This is a genomic window from Allorhizobium sonneratiae, assembly GCF_023700755.1.
In the GTDB taxonomy this organism is placed as follows: Bacteria; Pseudomonadota; Alphaproteobacteria; order Rhizobiales; family Rhizobiaceae; genus Allorhizobium; species Allorhizobium sonneratiae.
Genome location: NZ_JAMKOJ010000011.1, coordinates 91,508 through 114,586 on the forward strand (window position 1 = coordinate 91,508; position 23,079 = coordinate 114,586).

Below are 23,079 nucleotides of genomic sequence, written 5' to 3' on the forward strand. Positions count from 1 at the left end.
GGCGCGCAGCAGGGTCTCAGCCAGACGGCTTTTTATGCCGCATTCTTTTGTCCGCGCCCATGATTTATTTTCTTGACCATTACTGGCCGCATATTCTGGCTGTGTTGTCGACGGTGATGGGCGTTGTCGCCGCCATTCACGCCACCATGACCAAGCGGGATGTCCGCGCGGCCATCGGCTGGGTCGGGGTGATCATCCTTTCGCCCATACTTGGTGCGGTGATCTATGCCGTGGCCGGGGTCAATCGAATCCGCCGCGCTTCCTTCATTGCCCGGCGGTCTTTGCGTCACGGCCATGTGGCGGAGATGTTGCAGCATTATGATGTCGGGTCCGATGCGGTGGAAAACCGCTTTGGCGGGCGGATGGGGGCGCTCTGCCATCTGGGCGAACGGGTCACCCGCCATGCTTTGAGTTCCGGCAACCGCATCATGCCGCTGACCTCAGGCGATGAGGCCTATGCCGCCATGGAAAAGGCGATTGATGAGGCCAGCCACAGCATCTTGATGGAGACCTATATTTTCGATCGGGATGAGGCGGGTCTCCGTCTTGCAGGGCGTCTGATTGCCGCGCGCAAACGCGGGGTCGAGGTCAGGGTGCTGATCGATGCGGTCGGCGCACGCTATAGCGTTCCGAGCATTGTCGGGGATCTGGTCGCCGGAGGCATCGATGTGGCCGCCTTCAACGGCAAGGTCATTTCCGGTCTGCGGTTGCCCTACGCCAATCTGCGTACTCACCGGAAAATTCTGGTGGTCGATGGCGCCATCGCCTTTATGGGCGGCATGAATATCCGCAAGGATTTTACCGGGCCGGATGCGGCGCGTGACACGCATTTCCGCGTGACAGGGCCGGTGGTGTCTGATCTTTTCGTCGTGGCGGCGGATGACTGGCATTTTGAAACCGGAGAAGCTTTGCAGGGTGAGGCCTGGCGTGTGCATCTCTCCGCCGGAGAGCCGGGCCATGCGCCTTTTTCCCGCGTCGTCGTTTCCGGGCCGGATGCGCATCTGGAAAGCAATCACCGGATGCTGACCGGGGCCTTTTCTGTGGCGGAGCGCTCCATTCGCATCATGTCGCCTTATTTTCTGCCCGATCCGATTTTTCTGGCAGCCCTTGCCACGGCGGCAAGGCGCGGCGTGGCGGTGGAGATCGTCATTCCGTCTGAAAACAATCTCGCCATCGTCAACCACGCCATGCAGGCGCAGTTTCCGCAAATTCTGCGCGATGGCTGCCGTATCTTTCGCTCAAAGGGCCGTTTCGACCATTCCAAACTGCTGGTGGTGGATGACAAATGGTGTTTCGTCGGCTCGTCCAATCTCGATTCGCGCTCGTTGCGGCTGAATTTCGAAATCGATCTTGAAGTCTATGACGAGGATTTTGCCGGCTTCGTTGCAGGCCGCATGGATGCGCGCAAGCAGGATGCAGAGGAGGTGACGCTGGAAAGCCTGCACCACAAACCGTTCTGGCTCAAGCTTATGCAGCGGGTTTTGTGGCTGGCGTCGCCTTATCTCTAAAGCATCGGCCGAAAAGTGGGGACCGGTTTTCGGAAAAACCGATGCGGAAACAAAATCTTAGAGCATCGTGCCGATTCCGATTTTCGGCACGATGCTCTAGACTTTTGAGATAGCTCTTTTATTTCTTGTTCGGATGACCCAGCCCAAGCCCAATCTCAGAACCCAGCTTTTGACCTCGTTGCGCAACCGCCGCAGCCAGCCGGTTTTGTCTGCTGTTGAGACGCCGCATTCCGGCCTGCTGGTTGCCTCCTATAATGTGCATAAATGCGTTGGCGCCGATGGTCGCTTCGACCCTGACCGGGTGATGGAGGTGATCTGCGAGATCGGGCCGGATGTGATTGCGCTGCAGGAAGCGGACAAGCGGTTTGGTGACAAGGTGGGGCTTCTCGACATGGCGCGGCTTGCCCGCGAAACGGGCCTCACACGAATGCCGCTTGCCGGGCGGCCGCAATCGCATGGCTGGCGCGGCAATGTGCTGTTGTTTCGCGAGGGCGTGATGCGCAACGTCCATCCCGTGGTGCTGCCGGGGCTGGAGCCGCGCGGTGCGGTGGTGGCGGAAATCGATCTCAGCGACGGGTCGGAACTGCGCATCATTGCCGCCCATCTCGGGCTTTTGCGCTGGGCGCGCCGCCAGCAGGCGGATTTCATTCTGCGGCTGATGCGCGAACGGGAGGACTGTCCAACCGTGCTGATGGGCGATTTCAACGAATGGCGGCTGGGCGAGCGCTCGGCGCTCAGCCGTTTCGAGCCGGTTTTCGGCCCGCTGCCGCCGCCGGTGCCGAGCTTTCCCGCCCGCCTGCCGCTTCTGGCGCTGGACCGGATCATGGCCAATCGCGCCGGCCTGATCCGCGACGTGCAGGTGCATGACAGTCCGGTTGCCCGGCTTGCCTCCGATCATTTGCCGTTGAAGGCCTGGATCGATCTGGCGGCGCTCTCTTCCCATCCGGCAATTTTGCGCTAGAGTCAGCCAGGTTCAGCCTGCACCAGACAGGCTCTGGATTCTTTTGTTTTCGTTTGTCTTTTCGGAAAAACCGGGTTCCACTTTTTCCCGACAAACTTTAAGACAAAGCCAAGCATGGCAGGAGAAAGACATGGCGGACAAGGTGATCGCGGTTGACGATTTGAGCGAGGATGAGGCGCGGGCCGAGCTGGAGCGACTGGCCGCCGAAATCGCCCGTCATGACGCGCTCTATCACGGCAAGGATCGCCCGGATATTTCCGATGCCGAGTATGATGCGCTGAAGCGCCGCAATGACGACATCGAGGCGCGCTTTCCCATGCTGGTCAGGACCGACAGTCCGTCTGTCAGGGTCGGGGCCGCGCCCGCTGGCGTTTTTTCGCAAGTGACCCATGCCCGGCCGATGCTGTCGCTGGACAATACCTTTTCCGATGAGGATGTTCAGGATTTCGTAGCCTCCGTCTATCGCTTTCTCGGCCAGTTTCCCGACGGCTCGATTGCCTTTACCGCCGAGCCGAAGATTGACGGGCTCTCCATGTCGATCCGCTATGAAAACCGCCGTCTTGTGACGGCGGCGACCCGCGGTGACGGCACGACCGGGGAAAATGTCACCGCCAATATTCTGACGATCAAGGAGATTCCGACGGAACTTCCCGCCGATGCACCCGACATCGTCGAGGTGCGCGGTGAGGTCTATATGGCCAAAAGCGATTTTTTCGCGCTCAACGCCCAGATGGAGGCTGAGGGCAAACAGACCTATGTCAATCCGCGCAACACGGCGGCGGGATCGTTGCGTCAGCTTGACCCGAAAGTGACCGCCAGCCGCAAGCTGAAATTCTTCGCCTATGCCTGGGGTGAAATGGCAGATATGCCCGCAGACACCCAATGGGGCATGGTCGAGGTGTTCAAGCGCTGGGGTTTTCCGGTTAATCCGCTGACCAGACGGCTGACCTCGGTGGAAAACATCATCAGCCATTACCGTGAGATCGGCCTGAAACGTGCCGATCTGGATTACGATATCGACGGCGTGGTCTACAAGGTGGACCGGCTCGATCTGCAGGCGCGGCTCGGCTTCCGCTCGCGTTCGCCGCGCTGGGCGACGGCGCATAAATTCCCCGCTGAACAGGCTTTTACCAAGGTTGAGGCCATCGACATTCAGGTGGGGCGCACCGGGGCCTTGACGCCGGTGGCGCGGCTGGAGCCGATCACCGTCGGCGGCGTTGTCGTCACCAATGCCACATTGCACAATGCCGATTACATCGAGGGTATCGGCAATGGCGGCGAGCGCATCCGTCCGGAAGGTCATGATATTCGTGAAGGTGACACCGTCATCGTCCAGCGGGCAGGGGATGTCATTCCGCAAATTCTCGACGTGGTGCTGGAAAAGCGCCCGGTAGAGGCGGTGAAGTATGCGTTTCGGACGACCTGCCCGGTCTGCGGCAGCCATGCGGTGCGTGAACGCAATGAAAAGACCGGCAAGCTCGATTCGGTCACCCGCTGCACCGGCGGTTTCGTCTGCTCTGCCCAGGCCAAGGAACATCTGAAACATTTTGTCTCACGCAATGCCTTCGACATCGAAGGGCTTGGCATGAAACAGGTGGATTTCTTTTTCGACAATGAGGATCCAGCTTTGATGATCCGCACCGCAGCGGATATTTTTACCCTGAAACGGCGGCAGGAGCAGTCGCTGACCAAGCTGGAAAATATCGAGGGCTTTGGCCGGGTCAGCGTGCGCAAGCTTTATGAAGCGATCGATGCAAGGCGTGAAATTGCGCTCAACCGTTTTATCTTCGCGCTCGGTATCCGCCATGTTGGCGAGACAACCGCCAAGCTCCTGGCGAAGACATATGGCAGCTACAAGAATTTTGCCGAAGCGATGCGGGCAGCAGAAGCGAAATTCGGCGAGGCCTGGAACGAGCTGAACGGCATAGACGGCATTGGAGAGGTGGTGGCGGCCTCGATTGTCGAATTCTTCAAGGAGACACGCAATCTCGATGTGGTCAACCGGTTGCTGGATGAGGTGACGCCGCTTGACGCCGAGGCTGCCAGCACCGGCAACAGTCCCGTGACCGGCAAGACGGTGGTGTTTACCGGGTCGCTCGAACGCTTCACCCGCGACGAGGCCAAGGCTCGCGCCGAAAGCCTTGGCGCGAAAGTGGCAGGGTCGGTGTCAAAAAAGACCGATTATGTCGTGGCAGGGCCGGGAGCCGGTTCCAAGCTCGATAAGGCCCGTGAGCTGGGCGTGACGGTGATGAGCGAGGATGACTGGCTGGAATTTATCGGGTCATGAAATTTCTTTGTGTTGCATATTGACAATCATTTCTAAAAGAACAAATTAAGAACAAATGAAGCAAATAATCATTTTAGCTTGTTTAGCTAAATTGCATAAGGAGATTTTTTGTGTTTGATGAGAATTTTTTCGCCACCTTGATAGAAAGCGGTCGAATCGCAAGTGTAAAATTCAGGGCCATTTCAAATTGGAGGGGTTCCAATGAGTATTTTTCGCAATGGGATATATATGTTGAAAATTTAAATGAAAATATTTTTGTTTTAGCTCGTGATATAGCTAAAATATTGGGTCGCAATTCTTTCCGGATATTTGATCGGCAAAGTAATGTGAAATTATATTGATTTATAATTTCACGGATTGAACATGTTCATCGCGTTCAGCCGCAAAGAGCGACCGCGTGGATCGGTGGTGAAATCCAGCCTGCCCTTGAAGGTGCCCTTTGACGATACGTCTGTGACGGTGACTTCCGACGCTTCTACCGGCTGGCCACGCTGCATCAGCACGCCGCGCACATCGACGGTTCGAATCGGATCATCGGTACGGTTGCGGCCCTCGAACAGAACCTGCCAGCCATGGGCGCGGCGCTCCACACCCACTTCATGTACGCTCAGCCGTGAGGGGGCGATTGACCGGGTAAAACCAATATAGAGCAGGGCGCCAAGAATAGCCGCCGCCGCCATCAACACCAGCCTGACCGGTCGCCATGTGCTTGTTTCGTCACAGATCGGCTGCGTCTGCATATCGTTCTTGACCCCGATCATGCCATGATCCGTCCGGTTATCTCAGCAAATCCTGCTGCTGCAATGCCTCTTATCCGATTGCCGGATATGAGGCAAAACACTTCCCGTGGTGTGTGATCATTTTGGCCGAGAGCGATGCCGCAATCACACACCGAAGGGAATGTCTTGTTCCGCGTGTCCTGTCTCTTTTGCATGGTAGCAGTTGAGCAGACAAAATGGCTGGAATCATGGCGCGTAATTTCATGAAACCTTTTTTATCTCACGATGACGTTAGCGGTCGTCTTTTTTGCCTTTGCTAGGCTTGCGTGATGGGGGGCTGCGGTCCTGCTTCCTATCGCGCCAGTCAGGTTTAGACTGGCCGCTTTTTTGTGATTTCGGCAGGCCCCAGACATCGGCATCCATCCCGGTGAGAGAGGCATCCTTGCCTGCGGCTTTTGGGCTGCCCTTATAAGGTTTTTTGCTGCCTTCATTGCTGCGGGCAGAAAAATCGCCCTGACGGTCCCGGTCACGCGGCCTGTCATAATCACGCTTTTCATGATCACGCTTGCCGTAATCGCGGGGTTTGCGCTCCCGAGGCGGGGCGGAAAGGTCCGGCGCGCCAGGCAGCGGCTGGACCCGGATGCCTTTTTCCAGCACCTTGTTCGGGCCGAGAGCACTCAGAAAACGCTCGGCGTCATTTTCAGCGATTTCGACGAAGGTTTCTTCCGGCTGCATGCGGATGGCGCCAATTGCGTGGCGGGTCATATCGCCATGGCGGCACAGCATCGGGATCAACCAGCGCGGCTCGGCATTCTGCTTGCGCCCGACCGAAAGCGAGAACCAGCGACTCGGACCGAAGGGGCCACGGCTCTCGCCGCTGGACCGCGGACCGGCCTCATCGCTACGCTCGCGACGCGGGCGTTTGTCAGCTTCCAGTGAAATTTCGATCAGGTCTTCAGGGGCTGAGCGGCTGGCGCGATAATTGCGGATGAAGGCCGCGGCCAGTTTTTCCGCGCCATGTGCCTCGATCAACCGCGCCACCATGTCGCTTTCGTCGTCATGTGCGGCCTCGGCAAAGACGGCGTCGTTCAGCAGACGCTCATCATCGCGGGCAAGAACAGCGTCGGCGCTGGGCGGCAGTGCCCATTCGGCCTTGAGATGGGCATCACCCAGAAGACGTTCGGCCTTGCGGCGCTGGTTGAGCGGTACGATCAGGGCGGAGACACCCTTGTTGCCGGCACGACCGGTGCGGCCTGAGCGGTGCAGCAGGGTTTCGCCATTGCTTGGCAGATCGGCATGGATGACCAGTTCGAGGCCCGGCAGGTCGATGCCGCGGGCGGCGACATCGGTGGCGATGCACACTCGGGCGCGACCGTCGCGCATGGCCTGAAGCGCATGGGTGCGTTCGTTCTGCGACAATTCGCCCGACAGCGCCACGACCGAGAAGCCGCGATTGTGCAGCCGTGCTGTCAGGTGATTGACGTTGGCTCGGGTGGAGCAGAACACGATGGCGTTGCGCGCTTCATAATAGCGCAGCACATTGATGATCGCATGTTCCTTGTCAGAGGGCGAAACCAGCATGGCGCGGTAATCGATATCGCCGTGCTGCTTCTTTTCGGTGATGGTTTCGATGCGCTTTGCATCGCGCTGATAGCTTTTGGCGAGATCCGCAATGGCGCGCGGCACGGTGGCGGAAAACAAAAGCGTGCGGCGCTCGTCCGGGGAGTTTTCCAGAATGAATTCCAGATCGTCACGGAAACCGAGATCGAGCATCTCGTCGGCCTCGTCGAGAACCACGGCGGCTATGCCGGACAGATCGAGCGCTCCGCGGGTGATGTGGTCGCGCAGGCGGCCCGGCGTGCCGACAACGATATGGGCGCCGCGTTCCAGCGCCCGGCGTTCGGTGCGAATATCCATGCCGCCGACACAGGAAGCGATGACGGCGCCCGTGAGTTCATAAAGCCATTCCAGCTCGCGCATGACCTGCAGGGCCAGTTCGCGCGTTGGGGCAATGACCAGGGCCTTGGGGGCGGCGGCACGGGCAAAGCGCTCGGCCTCATGAAGCAGGGTTGGCGCCATGGCGAGACCAAAGGCCACCGTCTTGCCGGAGCCGGTCTGGGCAGATACCAGCGCATCGCGCCCGGCAAGCTCGTCATCCAGCATGGCCTGCTGCACGGGGGTGAGGGTGGTATAGCCACGTTTGCGCAAGGCCTCGGCAATGGCCGGGACGATGCGGTCTAAATCCGTCATCGATTCGTCTTTCAAAGTGAAATGAAGGCGCCGGAAGGCGCAAGGTCCGCATTGTCGCGGAAGATTTGCGCCGTTCCTATAAGGCAAAGCCGAAAAAGTACAGGGGGGAGGCCGATATTTCCTGAAATTCAGGGTTTTTCCGGTTTGAACCGCGCCATGGTCAAGGCATCGACGAAACGTCCCTGCCGGAAGGCAAAGTCCTTGAACAGGCCTTCCTGGACGAAGCCCAGACTGCGATAAAGTGAGATGGCGGCATCATTATCGGTATAGACGGTCAGTTCCAGCCGGCGAAGGTTGAGCCAATCATCGGCGGCGGCGATCAGTTCGCAAAGCAGCACGCGCCCGATGCCGCGACGGGTATAAGCGTCATGCACGCCCATGCCGAGCGATGCGGCATGGCTGCGGCGGCCCTGAAAACCGGTCAGTCCGGCATGGCCGACAATGATCCCGTCAAGGAGGGCAACCAGAGCCAGCGTATTCGGTGCCGGATTTTCGATATAGCTGCGCACATCGCGCACGGATGGGTAGGGCAGACGCAGCGTACCGAAGCGAAAGCCCGGCAGGCTCTGCATGTCGGCAATGGCCTCTGCGTCTTCAAGCCGCTGGCGGCGCACGGTCAAACCGTCCGGCCATGCAACAGTCGGGTTCAGGCGGGCAATGGCGGCAGGATCAGGCATGTCTCTAACTCTTCGTTTGGCCATGAAGAGCAGGAGCGTTCGACAAACCCTGCTCGCTCTGGCAGGGTTCGGGGTAATGACCGGTCAGATACGATCCATGACACGAACATCCCCGATCCCTGCAGGATCGGTGGTGAGCGTGGTTGTCATGACATGGGCAAGCATTGCGATCATGGTGTGAGGATGGCCCGCGGTCGTGCCTGTGTCAATTCCTGTCCGCTTTTTTGTCGTTGCGCCTCTATTGCGACAGGCTTGTCTCTTGCAAGCCTCTGTATGCATCTTATCTCAACCGTGAAGCGTGAAGGAGAGTGACATGAAAAGGCTGGGTCTTGCGGTTCTTGCTGCAGTTTTGATTGCCCTGACGGGTTCGGCACCAGGCCGCGCCACCGAAATCGGCCGCGTTGGTGTGGACTGGGTCGGCAATGACATCGTTATCGAGGCGCTCACCGATCCCAAGGTCAAGGGGGTGACCTGTCATGTGACCTATTTCGACCGCTCGATCATCGACCGGTTGCACAAGGGCAACTGGTTCGAGGACCCTTCCAACAATTCTATTGCCTGCCGTCAGACCGGGCCGATCGAGATCGGCGATATCGATCTTGGCAAATCCGGCGAAGAGGTCTTTCGTCAGGGCCGCTCGCTGATCTGGAAGACGCTGGTTGTCAACCGCATTTACGACAAGGAGAACAACACGCTCGTCTATCTGGCCCATTCGCGCCAGGTGACCAATGGTTCGGCAAAAATGTCGATTTCAACCGTACCGCTTTTCAATCAGCCGGTTGTCTGGCAAAAGGGCAAGCCGTAAGGTTGTACCAATCAAGGAGGATAACGGTACGCTTGAAGCATGTCGCGATTGCAAGTCTTCACATGGCGTTTCTTTAAAGCATTGCCCCAAGAAAAACGCTTGGGGGTTTTCGTTAAGGGAATACTGAAACTCTCTTTAAATATTCGATAATATTAAAATTCACAACATTCCGGACACGGGAATCCAGTTCATTGGCAGATCTAAGATTATTTGACGATGCAATCGACCTGGCCATAAAGGGCGACAGGAAAATGGCAGTGTCTATGATTGAACAGATTGACGCGGACGTCTATTTCAAGAATGCCCATGTCAAGATTGCGCAATCCATTCCCGATATTTCAATGTTGAAACGAAAGCTTGTCATCGACACGGGCGAGAACGTCATTGTCAGCGACAAAGGTGTGACAGGCACAACGGTCATCGTGTTTGCAGGCATATTGCATCGAGTCATGTGCAGCTATGAGTGTCTGGATGCTTATTTGGCCTATCACGGCCATTCAGCCATCTATCTGCGAGACAGGCCGCGCAACTTTTACATTCCGGGACTTGCTCCGCTGGCTCCCGACTATCCAGGGACCATTCAGGCTCTCAAGAGCATATTGGAACAGCTTGAGACGAAGACCCTTCTTTGTTTAGGAACATCTGTGGGCGGGTTTGCCTCCATAAGGTACGGGGTTGCTCTGCAGGCAAAGAGGGTTGTTGCCATTTCGCCAATCGTAAATATCAATGCGGATTTCAGAGAAAGCATTGGTGATCAACGTTTTGAGCCGGTCATCAAGCGAAACCAGCAGAATTTCGCGCCGCATCTTCTGAATGTCGCCAATGATGTGAATGACCGGGCATTTGAGACCGATATCGAAGTGTGGTTCGGCGGGGATATGCATCTTGATGCTCATAATGCGCATCTTCTCAAACCGTCTGCCAGGCTCAGTCTTTTTCCTGTTACCGGTCTCAGCGATCATAATTCCTTGTCACATTTTATCGTCAGCGGTCATATCCATCGGTTTTTATGGCGCCCCTGAACTGCGCTGGCTCACCACCGAGGGCAATTGCTCTAGCAGGACCGCTCACGCTTCCTTGAGAACAAGGAAAAGCACCATGCAGTGCAGACTATGCTTTTTGATGTCTTTTCCCAAAAAAAGTCAGCGATATCACCCTTTAAATGTATGGTTTCTTGCGGCGCTGGTCTTTCTTGCGCAATGAAGCTGTTGCATGATGCACTGGCATGTCGGGGGGCTAATTAATGGTCATGTACCGGACCGGCATGAATTTGAGGTGAGCAGATTTCTTCTCCTGAGAAATCGAGGTAACCGTTCGAAGCCACCCGAACGGTTTCCCTCACCCAAACGACATCAGGTTTTCACTGATATGTCTGCCCGACCGGTTCCTTTCATGAGCAACTGTGGAGCTATTGCTTTTTCGTGCACTGAGAGTGCTTTCATGTGTATGCCTGTCATGCCAGCAAACCGCCACGCATGATGCTGTAACGCATTATCCCGCAAACGCAGAAAACCTGCCGGTTCGGGGCCATCACATCCGAACCGGTCAGGTTTTTTAAAATCTTGAACGCGGCAGGGCCGGCAAAAGGATTTCCCTAATAGCGGCTTCTGAAGAATGCGTCCTGCCTTTAGCGTTCTTGCCTGTCTCAGGCGGCGTTTGCCAGTTCGTCGGCAATGACTGTGTCGAGATTGAGGAAGCAGACCATGGATTTTTCCAGAGCCACGATGCCACGGCAGAAGGCGCGCTGAGCTTCAGGAATGATTTCCGGTGCCGGCTGCAGGTCTTCTGAACGGATGGTCATCATATCGGAGACCTGTTCGACCAGCAGGCCGACCAGCTTGCCGGCGATATCCGTGACGATGATGGCGGAGCGTTCCGAAGGCTCGGTCATGCTCATGCCCAGGCGGCAGGCCATATCGATGACCGGGATCACCGCGCCGCGCAGGTTGATCAGGCCAAGAACATATTGTGGCGTGTGCGGCATGGGCGTCACTGGTGCCCAACCGCGAATTTCGCGAATGGCCATGATGTCGATACAGAATTCCTGATCGCCAAGGTGGAAGGAGACGATTTCGAGATAGGCTCCGGATTGCTTGATGGCATTGCTCATGGTTTAGAACTCTTCCCACTGATCGGTTGACTTGCTGGCGGCAGCACTTGCGACGCTGCCGTTGGAAAATGCACCCGCAACCTTGCCAAGGAGCTGTCGTGCGGGGGACTGCTTTGCCTTATGCTGTTCACTCGCCACGCTTGGTCGACCCGCTGCCGGTTTGATCGTTACCGGTCTGACCGAAACGGGTTGTACAAATGTGCCTGCCTGATGCTGACCGGCAATATCCCCTACGGGGCCTTTACCAATCCTGAACTGGGCAACGAGCCGGGCGAGATTTTCGGAATCGCTTGCCAGCGTATGGCTTGCCGCATTGGTTTCCTCGACCATGGCAGCATTTTGCTGCGTCACCTGATCCATTTGCCCAACGGCCGAATTGATTTCGCTCAGTCCAATTGATTGTTCGCGCGCAGACGTTACGATCGACTTAACGTGGTCATTTATTCTCAGGACATCGTCACCGATTCTGTTCAGAGCATCGCCTGCTGCGGTGACGAGGTCGACACCGGTACGCACTTCGTCATTGGATTTGCCGACCAGTTGCTTGATGTTGCGTGCTGCATCTGCCGCACGTCCGGCCAGCGCCCGCACTTCCTGGGCGACGACGGCAAAACCCTTGCCGGCGTCGCCGGCGCGGGCGGCCTCGACACCGGCATTCAGCGCCAGAAGATTGGTCTGGAAAGCGATTTCATCGATGACATTGATGATCTTGCCGATCTCGCCGGTGGCACCCTGAATGCGCTCCATGGCGGCCATGGCGTCGGAGACTACAGCGCCAGATTCCTCGGCATAATTCTTGGCATTTTCCACCATATGGCCCGCTTCTTCGGCGCGGGTCGTGGTGCTGCGGACATTTTCGGTGATCTGCGAGAGCGCCGCCGAGGTTTCCTCAAGTGAGGCTGCCTGCTGTTCGGTGCGCCGGGCCAGATCGTCCGCTGCCGAGCGCATCTGGTTGGCATTGGCCTGGATGGAGCTGGAATTGGCGGAAATTTCCAGCATCACATTGCGCAAGCGGGCCGTGACCTGATTGAAATCGCTGCGCAGCCGTTCCAGCTCTTCGGGGAAGGTCGCGTCAATCGTGGCTTCCAGATTGCCTTCGGCCAGCAGGTTGAGGCCTTTTCCAAGCGCATCGACCGCCTGTTTCATCCGCTCACGTTCGCCAAGCGTTGTGGCTTCCCGGTCACGCACGTCCTGTTCACGCAGCTTGCGATCGGTTTCAGCTTTTTCTTCAAGCGCCCGCTTGTCCAGTACCGCCATGCGGAACACATCGGCAGAGCGGGCGATGTCGCCGATTTCATCGCCGCGCTCAAGCCCGAGGATCGGTTCTTCATAATGGCCGTCGATGATCGATTTCATGCTGGCGCGGACATTGGCAATGCCGCGGGCAATCGATTTGGCATGGATGAACTGCAGGCTGCCGACCACGGCAAAGGCAATCAGGCCGACCAGAATCTGCATGGTAATCACGCTGCCGGAGGCGGCTTTTGCCTCATTCACCTTTGCTTCCACAAGATCACCAGCCTTTACGGCCAGGGCTGAAAGCGTTTCCTTCAGCTTTGCACCGGATTGGTCGATGACATTGTCGATACTGTCATAATCGATCTCAGGCGCACTGGTCTCGACCAGCTTTTTCAAGTTGACCCCGATTTCCTGTCTGAGCTTTTGTACATCCGTATCATATCCGGCCATATCGGCGCTCATGCCGACGGCAGCGGCGACCTCTTTGACAACGCCCGCATTGCGTTCCAGTTCTTCGCCGCGCGTGTCGATGATTTTTTGCCGTTCCGGACTGATTTTCATCTCTTTCCGGTCTATGATCACGTCCATTGCCGCCAGTGTCAGATCGATATTGGCTAGGCGTAGCTCATTGATGGTTTCTACCTTGTCTTTCAGCGTCATGGCGCTGTTGAGGGCGGTTTCAAGCACACGGCCCTTGTAGGTGCCAATCGCAAGCATGGCGGCGATTGCAATGATGGCGGCCACGCCAAGGGTCATGAGACGCTGGCTGACCGAAAGGCCACGGCCTGAAATTTCTTCGTTCATTTCGTTTCCCCGTCTCGAATGCAACCCGACCCTCTGTCTTGCCGCTTGCGCGCGGATGCTCTTCAGGACCTTTTGCACAGGCTATAAAAAGGTTTTCTGTTGCCGTTTGGCGCGCTGGATCACATTGAACAGCATCAGTTAAACTTCCACTAATATTATTCAAGATAAGTAATATACCGTATCCCTTATGAATCATGGGTTTGGATTTCTCTTCCGCTTTTGCGGATCGTTCCGGCGGCTGCTTTGTATGGCTGGCGTTTTCCCGTTTCCATGATGTGGCTGCGGCTGTAAGGTTGCCATCAGGATTGAAGATCAGGAGATGCACAATGAAACCTGTGCGGGTGGCGCTTTGGGTCTGTGTGACGGTATTGGCCGCAATCGTTGCGTTTCTGGTCGTAGAAATCGGCCAGTCCCGTCAGCAGGTGGCGGAGGCGGCCTATGGTGTTCCGTTTACGCTGGTGGATCAGCATGGCAAGGCAGTGAGCGAAGCGGTGATGCGTGGCAAGCCGACAGTGCTCTTCTTCGGCTATACCCATTGTCCCGATGTCTGCCCCACCACGCTGTTCGAACTGGATGGCTGGCTGAAAAAAGTGGATCCCAAGGGCGGCCATCTCAATGCCTTTTTCGTCACCGTGGACCCGGAACGCGACACGCCCGATGTGCTCAACCGCTATGTGTCGAATGTGTCGGACCGTATTACCGGTCTAAGCGGTGCGCCCGACAAGGTGATGGCCATGGTCAAGGGCTTTCATATCTATGCGAAGAAAGTCCCCGTCGATGCCAATGATCCGACGGGCGATTACACCATGGATCATACAGCCTCCGTTTTCCTGCTCGACAGTCAGGGCCGGTTCAAGGGCACGATTTCTTACGGCGAAGACCCGGATGTGGCGGTGAAAAAGCTGGAGCGGCTTATAGCCGGGTGAGCGCCGCCGGGTTGCCAGACGCGGTCTGCCATTGTACGAGCAGGCGACTGCTTCCATTTGCAACAGGACGGTAAAACCGTGAGTGAAATCCGCCTTTTCGTCACCACCACCGAAGACAATGCCACCCGGATTCTCGACCTGATGAGCCTGGCCTTCGATGAGGAAGAATATGCCATCGCCACAACGGAAGTAGATGAGAAGAACAATCTCTGGCAGGCGAGCGTCTACATGATGGCCGAGGAAGAGGACGACGTGGCGAGCCGCGTCGGCGCGTTGCTGGCAGCGGAATTTCCCGATCTCTCTCTGGAGCGTGAAGTCGTTCCCGATGTTGACTGGATCGCCAAATCGCTGGAAGGGCTGAAGCCTGTCAGGGCAGGGCGGTTTCTGGTGCATGGCTCGCATGACCGTGACAAGGTGCGCCCCCATGATCTTGCCATCGAGATCGATGCCGGTCAGGCCTTTGGCACCGGCCATCACGGCACGACGGCGGGTTGCCTGGAAATGATCGCCTCCGTCATGCGGGCACAGCCCGTGCGCAATGCGCTGGACCTTGGCACCGGCAGCGGCGTGCTGGCCATTGCCATCAGCAAGCTTTCTCATGTTCCGGTTCTGGCAACAGATATCGATCCGGTTGCCATTCGCGTGGCTGAAGAAAATGGCATCGTCAACGGCGTGCCGAACGATATTGCGTTCCGCACAGCGCCCGGTTTTCATTCAACCGCATTTTCTGAGTTTGGTCCCTTCGATCTGATCGTTGCCAATATTCTGGCGCGGCCGCTGATGAAAATGGCGCCGCAACTGGTGCGACATCTTGCACCCGGTGGTTCTGTCATCCTGTCCGGCATTCTGGCCGAGCAGCGCTGGAAGGTGATCGCAGCCTATAACAATGCCGGGCTGAAGCATGTGCGCACGCTCTGGCGCAATGGCTGGGTGACGATCCATCTGCGGTAAGTCGATCTTTTGCGTTGCAGCATTGCGTATGTTGCATAGAGCGATAGACGAAAAAGCAAAGGCGGCATCCGGGGATGCCGCCTTTGCTTTAAGGATCAGGTTTCCCTGATCACCCGCGAACGCTTGGGAGGATCGCTCAAGCGGGTTTAAACTTTATCAGAGGCTTGCGCGCATGGAGATATTGCGCACCGTGCCGGGACGGCCTTCGCCGATCATGTCACGGGCGATGGAGGCGGCGCCGATCAGGCCATTGCGTCCAATCTGGCGGCCAAGCGGCATGGCGCGGGTCGGAGCGGTGGTGCGGGTCGGGCTGGTCATCGGTCTCTCATTCTGTGAATACGTGCTTTGTTGCGATGCATATAATCGATTGAGACCCTCTAAAACAGGGGGTGTGCCAGATAGGAGCTATGCATGATACGCATGGTTTTTTAATATGACTGTCGTCTTGTGGCCAAAAAAACGTCACAATGCCTTTGCTGTGGCGACGCGAGGCAAGGATTTTAGCAAAGCCTGTGCCTTGCATCGCCGCCTGTCTCATTCAGTCCATGATATCTGGTTATGTGGAGCCGCGCCATGCGCTGGCTCTCATGCAGAATTGTAAGCTCAAAGCGATTCCGGTTTGAACAATTATGCAGTAGGGTCGGCGCTCATCAGTGCCACCCATCAAGCGCCACCTATCAAGCGAATCACACGAGCAGGAATCATGTTTCAAACCTTTGACGTCAAATCGACCCCGCAATTCGGTCGGGAGCGGGTCTCCGCCTTGCGTGCCCGTTTCGGAACCCTCGGCATTGACGGTTTTCTCATTCCGCGCGCCGATGAATATCAGGGGGAATATGTTCCCGCCTCAGCTGAGCGACTTTCATGGCTGACCGGCTTTACCGGCTCGGCGGGTGAGGTGCTGGTGACGGAACGTGAGGCTGTGGTCTTCGTCGACGGGCGTTATGTGACGCAGGTGCGCGAGCAGATCGATCTCGATGTCTTCACGCCCGGCGATCTGATCGGCGAACCGCCGGCGAAATGGCTTGCCACCCATGCAAAAAAGGGTTTCCGCCTCGGCATAGACGGCTGGATGCATACGGTGTCGCAGGTGGCACGGCTGGAAAAGGCACTGTCTGCGCTGGGCGGAACACTGGTTTTCGTGACTGAAAACCCGCTCGATGCCATCTGGAGCGATCGTCCCGCAGCGCCGCTTGGTGCTGTCACCATTCAGCCGATCTCGGCGGCCGGGGTCGAATCATCGGAAAAAATCGCCAAAATCGCCGAGGATCTGGCGGGCAAGGATATTGCCGCCGTGGTGATCACCGATCCGTCCTCGGTCGCCTGGATTTTCAATATTCGCGGCAATGATGTGCCGCATACGCCGCATCCCCTGTCGCGGGCGATTATTTATAGCGATGGCAAGGCAGAGATTTTCCTCGACAAGCGCAAGACCAGTCTTGAGGTTGAGGCCTATCTAGGCGAACTGGCCAAGCAATGGGAGCCGGATGCGTTTGTCACTCGTCTCACTGTTCTGGCCAAAGCCGGAAGCCGGGTACTGGTCGATCCCGATCTGGCGCCTTCGGCACTGGTCATGCTGCTGACCACGCAAGGGGCTCATGTGGTTAATGGTGACGATCCGGCCAAGCTGGGCCGGGCGGTGAAGAATATCGTCGAGTTGAACGGGTCGGCGGCCGCCCATGTGCAGGATGGTGTCGCGGTTGTGGAGTTTCTGACCTGGCTGGACCGCCAGCCTGCGGGCAGCATCAGTGAAATCGGTGCGACGAAAGCGCTGGAAGCGGCGCGTGCCAAGGTTGGCGAGCGCATGCAGAACCCGCTCAAGGATATTTCCTTCGACACCATTGCCGGTGCCGGTGACCATGCCGCCATCATGCATTACCGGGTGACGGAAGAAAGCGACCGCCCGATCAAGGCGGGCGAAATGTTCCTGATCGATTCGGGCGCGCAATATCAGAATGGCACCACCGATATCACCCGCACCATTGCCATCGGCGCGGTGCCGGAGGAGCAGAAGCGGTTTTTCACGTTGGCGCTGAAAGGGATGATTGCCATCAGCATGGCGCGCTTTCCGAAGGGCACGCGCGGCTGCGATCTCGATCCGCTGGCGCGTATTGCGCTGTGGAAGGCGGGTGCGGATTTTGCCCATGGCACCGGCCATGGCGTTGGCTCCTATCTTTCGGTGCATGAGGGGCCGCAGCGGATTTCGCGGGTTTCGACGCAGGAGCTGCTGCCGGGCATGATCCTCTCCAACGAGCCCGGCTATTATCGCCCCGGCCATTTCGGCATCCGCATCGAAAATCTCGTCTATGTCCGCGATCTGGAGCCGGTCGAGGGCGGCGATCAGGAGATGATGAGCTTCGAGACGCTGACCTATGTGCCGATTGACAGCTATCTCATCGTCGAAGACCTGCTGACGCGGGAGGAATTGCGCTGGCTCGACGCGTATCACGCCCGCACGCGCGAACTTCTCCTGCCTTTGATGGAGGACGAGGCGGCACGTGCCTGGCTGATCCGGGCGACGGAGCCGCTTTCTCGGAGCTGATTCATATAAAGTGGCGCAGCAGCACGGCTGCGCCCCAGCCGGTCAGCAGCATGGGAATGAGCGAAAAGCGCAGGCCCATGACAAGCCCCAGCGCCATGGCGATCTTCACCTCCGCGCCGCCCGCATAGAATGCGGGCGCAACCAGCGTGGTCAGCACCGCAGCGGGCACGGCGTTCAGGGCGGCATCCACCCGCGGCGGCAGGTTTTTCAGGCGGCTGACGACGAGATGGCCGCCCGAGCGCGTCATATAGGTGGCAAAGGCTGCGGCCAGAATGATCGCCAGCATAGAGGGGTCGAGGCTCATTCGGCAGGCTCCGCAACAAGAGGTAGGGTGTCGGGTTTTCGCGGCGGCAGGATGGCGGCGGTGATCACACCCGCCAGTGCGCCGAGGCTGACATGCCAGGGCGAGCCGACCATGTGCATGGCAATCACCGAGGCCACAGCACTGACGGCAACGACGATGAGAAAATTCGGGCGGCGGCGAAAGCCGAGCACGCTGCCCATGAAATAGACCGGCAAGAGCACATCAAGCCCCACCGCCTGCGGGTCCTTGATCAGATTGCTGAACAGCGCCCCCAGCGTGGTAAAGCCGACCCAGGGAATATAAATGGTCAGGGCAAAACCCATATACCAGGCAAAACTGACCTTTTTGCCGCGTTCATCCCGCTTGATCGCTTCGGCAAATTGCGGATCGGTCATGAAGAAGAAGGCAATGCCCTTCTGCCAGCCGCTGAGAGAGCGGAAGGCCGGACCGATGGCCGCCGAATAGAGAATATGGCGAAAATTCACCGCAAAGACTGAGAGCACGATCAACCAGGCGGGAACCTCGTGGCCGAAGAGATCGACCCCGACCAACTGGCTCGCGCCGGCAAAAATCGTGGCGCTCATCACCGTCGCCTCAACGATACTCTGGCCATGGGACGCTGCCACTGCGCCGAAGAGCGCGGCAAAGGGAAGGGTTGAAAGCGTAATGGCGAGGCTATCGCGCACGCCATCCTTGAAGTCACTCATGGCAGGGTCCTGTGGATATATCAGTCTTGCCTTATGTCAAAAACGACCAGGCATCAAACCAATAAGCTTGATCCAATGATTTCATCCGGTGAAATATCAGCTTCTGGGTGAGGGGGTCTTGAAGGAAAGGAACGGCGGCGATGACAGCATTTGATTTTTCAAGGCCAGAGATGGCGCGGTTGCTTGCGGATGTGCAGGCGCATCTTCTGGCGGAACATGATCTTGAGCTTGGCCGCTTCGAGGCAGAGAGCCTGTTGCAGTTCATGGCCGGGAAACTGGCGGCACTCTATTACAATCGTGGTCTTCACGATGCGCAGGCTCTTTTGGCAGAGCAGATCGAAAGGTTTAACGACGCTCTCTATCTGCTTGAAAAGCCGGTGGCGCTGTAAGTTTCAGCGTTACTTTTTCACCTGAAACACGTGTTCCGGCCCCGGAAACTGCCGTGTCCTGACCTCATCGGCATAGGTTGCCACCGCCTGTGAGACATCGCCTGCCAGATTGGCATAGCGTTTGACGAAGCGCGGCTTGAAATCGTTGAACAGGCCGAGCATGTCGTCGCAGACGAGGATTTGCCCGTCGCAGGCGCCGGACGCGCCGATGCCGATGGTCGGGCAGGCGAGGGTGGCGGTGATGTCGCGCGCCAGCGGCTCGACCGTGCCTTCGATGACCACGGCAAAGGCACCGGCTTCGCCAATGGCCTTGGCATCGCGGCGGATTTTATCGGCTTCTGCCGCATCATGGCCCTTGGAGCGATAGCCGCCCGCCGTGTTGACCTGCTGCGGCATCAGCCCGACATGGCCGAGCACCGGCACGCCGCGCGCCACGAGAAAGGCAACCGTCTCGGCCATTTCCGCCCCGCCTTCGAGCTTTATGCCATCGCAGCCGGTGTCTTGCAGGATGCGGGCGGCATTGCGAAAGGCCTGTTCCTTCGATTCCTGATAGGAGCCAAAAGGCATGTCGACGATGACGCAGGCCCGGCTTGCTCCCCGCATGACCGCCTGTCCATGGGCAATCATCATCTCCATGGTGACGCTGAGCGTGCTCTCCAGCCCGTAAAGCACCATGCCGAGACTGTCACCGACCAGAAGCAGATCGCAATGGGCATCGAGAAGCCGTGCCATCGGCGTGGTATAGGCGGTCAGCGACACGATGGGCTGCTTGCCTTTCAGGCTTGAGATATCGGCGGTGGAGAGGCGTTTCTGTCGGGTGGGGGCGCTCATTCGGCGGCCTCCTGACGGGATGCTTCAAGACGGATGACGCGGTTGTCGAGGAGCTTTGTCTCGCCGAGCCGGACATAGAGCAGCACGAGAAAATCCTCCTGCAAATGCTTGAGCGGCATCAGGCTTTGCGGATGGCGCACCGCAACGATCTCTGGTCTGGCAAGCGGTTCGGTGGCGATGGAGGCTGAAAGCCGCGCTTCCATCTCGGCGGGATCGTTGAGACCGGACTGTGCCAGCCTTTCCGCCTCGTCCAGCGCGCGGGGTAGAATGGTTGCGGCGCGGCGCTCATCTGCAGTGAGATAGACATTGCGCGACGAGCAGGCCAGACCATCGGCCTCGCGCACGGTGGCGACCGGCACGATGCGCACCGGCTGGGCAAGATCTTCGACCATGCGCCGGATGATGGCGACCTGTTGATAGTCTTTTTCGCCAAAATAGGCGGCATCCGGCTGGACGATGTTGAAAAGCTTGGTCACCACGGTTGCGACACCGGCAAAATGGCCGGGACGGGCAGCCCCTTCCAGCTCTGCGCCAAGGCTCGCCACATCGACTACCGTTTCCATCGGGCGCGGATACATCTCCTCAACCTCGGGGGCGAAGAGAAAATCGACACCTGCCTGTTCAAGCAACGCGCTGTCGCGGGCAAGATCGCGCGGATAGCGGGCGAGGTCCTCGTTTTTGCCGAATTGCAGCGGATTGACGAAAATCGACACGACGGACACATCGTTTTCGCTGCGGGCTTTGTTGACCAGCGCCAGATGGCCCTGATGCAGATAGCCCATGGTGGGAACGAAACCGACGGAGGCGCCGGTCATGCGCTTTTCCCGCAGCCGCGCGCGCAAGGCGGCGATTGTTGTCAGGGTTTCCATATCAGTGCCTCCATCCTCAATTACGCAAGGGACATAAAGACTGAAGGCCGGGAAATCAATCTCATCATCAGGAGGAGAGAATGGTGTCGCTGGTAATCGGCACCACGCCTGCCGCCGTCATCTCGGCAATGGCAGCGGCAACCGTTTGCGGATCGATGCCCCGGCAGCCATCCGTGATCAGCCGCACGCTGACGCCGGGCAAGAGGTTGCGCGCATCAAGGGCGGAAAATTTCACGCAAAAATCCGTGGCAAGGCCCATGATATCGAGTTCACGCACGCCCTTGTCCTTCAGCCAGCGGTCAAGCCCGGTCAGCGCATTCTTGTCATTGTCGCGAAAGGCCGAATAGCTGTCGATGGCGGGATCTTCACCCTTGCGCTGGACGAAATCGATCAGGCTCACGGCAAGATCGGGATGAAACTCGGCGTCTTGCGTGCCCTGGATGCAATGATCCGGCCACATCATCTGCGGCTTGCCCGAAAGCTCGCCAAGCTCGAACACCTTGCGGCCCGGATGCTGCGAGGCAAAGCTGCCGTGATTGTCAGGATGCCAGTCCTGCGAGGCGATGATCACATCATAATGGCCGCTTTTCATCAGCCGGTTGGCCACCGGCACCACCTGATCGCCTTCCGCCACCGGCAGATGGCCGCCGGGGCAAAACCCGTTCTGGAGATCGATGATCAGCAGCGCCTTGGTCATGATATGCCTTTCCTTTTTCATGCAGGCCTTTTTCATGCAGGGAAGATGGCAAGATGTGCGGCAGGGTTCAAGGGGGGACGTCGTTTCGAATTCGATACTTGACCTCAACTTGGCTTGAGGTTTTATGGTTTCAGTCCTTCTGATTGTAAAAGGACATTGATGATGGATATCAATCAAATCACGCTGGAGGCCGCCGATTTCGATGCGTCGCTGGCATTTTACCAGAGGCTTGGATTGACGCTGATCGTGCTGAGCGAAGGCCGCTATGCGCGCTTTGAGCTGCCCTCCGGATCAACCACCCTCTCGATCCATCGCGCCGATACGCCGGTGATCAGTCATGCGGTTCTCTATTTCGAGGTCGAGGATGTGGATCGTCACTGTGAGGCGCTGAAGGCGCGGGGCATTCTCTTTGATACGGAGCCTCGGGATGAAAGCTGGCTCTGGCGTGAAGCCCGGTTTTCCGATCCGTCCGGCAACCGCCTTTGTCTTTATCATGCCGGTTCGAACCGGCGTTTTCCGCCCTGGCGTTTACCGCAGGCGAAAGAGTGAGAAGGCCGGTTTCCCGGCCTTCTTCATGGTTATGCCCGTATTTCCTGTCGCTGAAAACTGACATAGGCGATGGTGTAGATGACGATCATCGCGGCAATCAGCCCGCACAGTTCCGGCCAGATCAACAGGGCACTCTGGCCGAAGGGCAGTGGTGCGCCCATCAGCGCCCCCTGCAACTGGCTGAGGAAGACGAGACCGAAGGTGCGGGTTTGCGGATTGAGCAGCGCCTGAATGATTTCCTGATAAAGCGTTGCCGGTGAAATCCGGGCGATATCCTGGCCGATGGCTGCCTGATGCACCATGGTCATCGGATTATAGGGATCGACCGGGGCAATCGCCGAGGCGACCAGCGGCGCGATCATGCCCCAGAACAGCGTCAGCACCAGCCACAGGGTGAGCGCGGCGAGCGCCGAGGTTGCAGGGGCGCGAAACAGCGTGGAAAACAGCATGGATACCGCCAGCCACACGCCTGCGTAAAACAGCGAGGCGAGCAGGAAGGCCAGTCCGCGCAGCACTTCCTCGGTGGATGGCGGAAGCCCCATGGTCAGGATGCCCATGCCGGTCACCAGCAGCCACAGCGTCAGCAGGCAGATGCCGATGACGAGCAGCCCACCGAGGAATTTTCCCGCCAGCAGCGCGTCGCGATAGATCGGCTGGGAGAGAATGCGGCTCATGGTGCGGCGGTTATATTCGCCGTTGATCGCATCGAAGCCCAGCGCAATGCCGATCAGCGGCAGAAGAAAGCCGAGAAAGGCAACGAAAGAGGGCAGCGGATCGCGTGCCGTGGTGAACAGTCTGAGAAACAGGAAAGGGTCCTGTCCGACCGTATCCTTGATCTGGCCGATGGCGCCATAAACCGAGCCGAGCGCGGTCAGAAGCACCAGCAGCATCACCAGATGCATGCGGGAACTGACCATATGATCGGCGGATTCCTTCAGCGCCACGGTTGACAAG

General features: G+C 57.9%; 23 protein-coding genes. 11 read left to right on the plus strand and 12 right to left on the minus strand.

Annotation, left to right across the window (positions count from 1 at the left end; genetic code table 11):
• Positions 1-59: 59 nt before the first annotated feature.
• The 4 genes from cls (at position 60) to NAC44_RS18100 (ending at position 5,097) form a co-directional block, all read left to right on the plus strand.
• Complete coding sequence (gene cls / locus NAC44_RS18085) at positions 60-1,508, plus strand: cardiolipin synthase (protein ID WP_250942960.1); 1,449 nt, start codon at positions 60-62, stop codon at positions 1,506-1,508.
• Positions 1,509-1,641: 133 nt separating this feature from the next.
• On the plus strand, positions 1,642-2,469 hold the full coding sequence (locus NAC44_RS18090) for an endonuclease/exonuclease/phosphatase family protein (RefSeq protein ID WP_250942961.1): 828 nt from the start codon (positions 1,642-1,644) through the stop codon (positions 2,467-2,469).
• Positions 2,470-2,599: 130 nt separating this feature from the next.
• Positions 2,600-4,756, plus strand: a complete 2,157-nt coding sequence (gene ligA, locus NAC44_RS18095; protein WP_250942962.1) for an NAD-dependent DNA ligase LigA — start codon at positions 2,600-2,602, stop codon at positions 4,754-4,756.
• Positions 4,757-4,866: 110 nt separating this feature from the next.
• A complete protein-coding gene (locus NAC44_RS18100) occupies positions 4,867-5,097 on the plus strand; it encodes a hypothetical protein (RefSeq protein ID WP_250942963.1) in 231 nt (76 codons plus the stop codon).
• A 9-nt stretch (positions 5,098-5,106) separates the two neighbouring features.
• Here the strand turns inward: NAC44_RS18100 and NAC44_RS18105 are convergent, their stop codons facing one another.
• From NAC44_RS18105 to NAC44_RS18115, 3 genes are all read right to left on the minus strand, one after another.
• Positions 5,107-5,517, minus strand: coding sequence for a hypothetical protein (locus tag NAC44_RS18105; RefSeq protein ID WP_250942964.1), 411 nt, complete (start codon positions 5,515-5,517; stop codon positions 5,107-5,109).
• Between the two features lie 249 nt (positions 5,518-5,766).
• Positions 5,767-7,725, minus strand: coding sequence for a DEAD/DEAH box helicase (locus tag NAC44_RS18110; protein WP_250942965.1), 1,959 nt, complete (start codon positions 7,723-7,725; stop codon positions 5,767-5,769).
• A 128-nt stretch (positions 7,726-7,853) separates the two neighbouring features.
• Positions 7,854-8,402 (minus strand): GNAT family N-acetyltransferase, encoded by a 549-nt coding sequence (locus tag NAC44_RS18115; protein WP_250942966.1) that lies wholly within the window; start codon positions 8,400-8,402, stop codon positions 7,854-7,856.
• Positions 8,403-8,715: 313 nt separating this feature from the next.
• On the opposite strand from NAC44_RS18115, the gene NAC44_RS18120 reads away from it, so the two are divergent.
• On the plus strand, positions 8,716-9,207 hold the full coding sequence (locus NAC44_RS18120; RefSeq protein WP_250942967.1) for a CreA family protein: 492 nt from the start codon (positions 8,716-8,718) through the stop codon (positions 9,205-9,207).
• Between the two features lie 263 nt (positions 9,208-9,470).
• Positions 9,471-10,229 carry a hypothetical protein gene (locus NAC44_RS18125; protein WP_250942968.1) on the plus strand — a complete coding sequence of 253 codons (759 nt, stop codon included), beginning with the start codon at positions 9,471-9,473 and terminating at the stop codon, positions 10,227-10,229.
• Between the two features lie 623 nt (positions 10,230-10,852).
• Here the strand turns inward: NAC44_RS18125 and NAC44_RS18130 are convergent.
• Together NAC44_RS18130 and NAC44_RS18135 are read right to left on the minus strand one after the other, a co-directional pair.
• On the minus strand, positions 10,853-11,317 hold the full coding sequence (locus NAC44_RS18130) for a chemotaxis protein CheW (protein ID WP_250942969.1): 465 nt from the start codon (positions 11,315-11,317) through the stop codon (positions 10,853-10,855).
• A 3-nt stretch (positions 11,318-11,320) separates the two neighbouring features.
• Positions 11,321-13,360 carry a methyl-accepting chemotaxis protein gene (locus NAC44_RS18135; protein ID WP_250942970.1) on the minus strand — a complete coding sequence of 680 codons (2,040 nt, stop codon included), beginning with the start codon at positions 13,358-13,360 and terminating at the stop codon, positions 11,321-11,323.
• A gap of 326 nt (positions 13,361-13,686) precedes the next feature.
• Between NAC44_RS18135 and NAC44_RS18140 the strand changes: the two genes are divergently transcribed.
• Complete coding sequence (locus tag NAC44_RS18140; protein WP_250942971.1) at positions 13,687-14,286, plus strand: SCO family protein; 600 nt, start codon at positions 13,687-13,689, stop codon at positions 14,284-14,286.
• Between the two features lie 78 nt (positions 14,287-14,364).
• Positions 14,365-15,237 (plus strand): 50S ribosomal protein L11 methyltransferase, encoded by an 873-nt coding sequence (locus NAC44_RS18145; RefSeq protein WP_250942972.1) that lies wholly within the window; start codon positions 14,365-14,367, stop codon positions 15,235-15,237.
• A gap of 156 nt (positions 15,238-15,393) precedes the next feature.
• On the opposite strand, the gene NAC44_RS18150 is transcribed toward NAC44_RS18145, so the two are convergent.
• A complete protein-coding gene (locus NAC44_RS18150; RefSeq protein WP_250942973.1) occupies positions 15,394-15,555 on the minus strand; it encodes a hypothetical protein in 162 nt (53 codons plus the stop codon).
• 385 nt (positions 15,556-15,940) lie between these two features.
• Between NAC44_RS18150 and NAC44_RS18155 the strand changes: the two genes are divergently transcribed.
• Complete coding sequence (locus NAC44_RS18155) at positions 15,941-17,779, plus strand: aminopeptidase P family protein (protein ID WP_250942974.1); 1,839 nt, start codon at positions 15,941-15,943, stop codon at positions 17,777-17,779.
• A gap of 1 nt (position 17,780) precedes the next feature.
• On the opposite strand, the gene NAC44_RS18160 is transcribed toward NAC44_RS18155, so the two are convergent.
• Positions 17,781-18,083 (minus strand): AzlD family protein, encoded by a 303-nt coding sequence (locus NAC44_RS18160; protein WP_250942975.1) that lies wholly within the window; start codon positions 18,081-18,083, stop codon positions 17,781-17,783.
• Complete coding sequence (locus tag NAC44_RS18165) at positions 18,080-18,790, minus strand: AzlC family ABC transporter permease (protein WP_250942976.1); 711 nt, start codon at positions 18,788-18,790, stop codon at positions 18,080-18,082. The genes NAC44_RS18160 and NAC44_RS18165 overlap by 4 nt, the downstream gene beginning before the upstream one ends.
• Positions 18,791-18,930: 140 nt before the next feature.
• Here NAC44_RS18165 and NAC44_RS18170 point away from each other — a divergent pair, with 140 nt between their 5' ends.
• Positions 18,931-19,179 (plus strand): DUF2164 domain-containing protein, encoded by a 249-nt coding sequence (locus tag NAC44_RS18170; RefSeq protein WP_250942977.1) that lies wholly within the window; start codon positions 18,931-18,933, stop codon positions 19,177-19,179.
• A 9-nt stretch (positions 19,180-19,188) separates the two neighbouring features.
• Here NAC44_RS18170 and panB read toward each other — a convergent pair whose 3' ends face one another.
• The 3 genes from panB to pncA form a co-directional block, all read right to left on the minus strand.
• Positions 19,189-20,010 (minus strand): 3-methyl-2-oxobutanoate hydroxymethyltransferase, encoded by an 822-nt coding sequence (gene panB, locus NAC44_RS18175; RefSeq protein WP_250942978.1) that lies wholly within the window; start codon positions 20,008-20,010, stop codon positions 19,189-19,191.
• Positions 20,007-20,879 carry a pantoate--beta-alanine ligase gene (panC, locus tag NAC44_RS18180; RefSeq protein ID WP_250942979.1) on the minus strand — a complete coding sequence of 291 codons (873 nt, stop codon included), beginning with the start codon at positions 20,877-20,879 and terminating at the stop codon, positions 20,007-20,009. Before panC ends, panB begins: the two co-directional genes overlap by 4 nt.
• Before the next feature lie 67 nt (positions 20,880-20,946).
• Positions 20,947-21,576: a bifunctional nicotinamidase/pyrazinamidase gene (gene pncA / locus NAC44_RS18185; protein WP_250942980.1), complete on the minus strand. Its 630-nt coding sequence runs from the start codon at positions 21,574-21,576 to the stop codon at positions 20,947-20,949.
• Positions 21,577-21,738: 162 nt separating this feature from the next.
• Between pncA and NAC44_RS18190 the strand changes: the two genes are divergently transcribed.
• Positions 21,739-22,125, plus strand: coding sequence for a VOC family protein (locus NAC44_RS18190; protein WP_250942981.1), 387 nt, complete (start codon positions 21,739-21,741; stop codon positions 22,123-22,125).
• Between the two features lie 29 nt (positions 22,126-22,154).
• On the opposite strand, the gene NAC44_RS18195 is transcribed toward NAC44_RS18190, so the two are convergent.
• Positions 22,155-23,069: an ABC transporter permease gene (locus NAC44_RS18195; RefSeq protein WP_338022101.1), complete on the minus strand. Its 915-nt coding sequence runs from the start codon at positions 23,067-23,069 to the stop codon at positions 22,155-22,157.
• Positions 23,070-23,079: the final 10 nt, after the last annotated feature.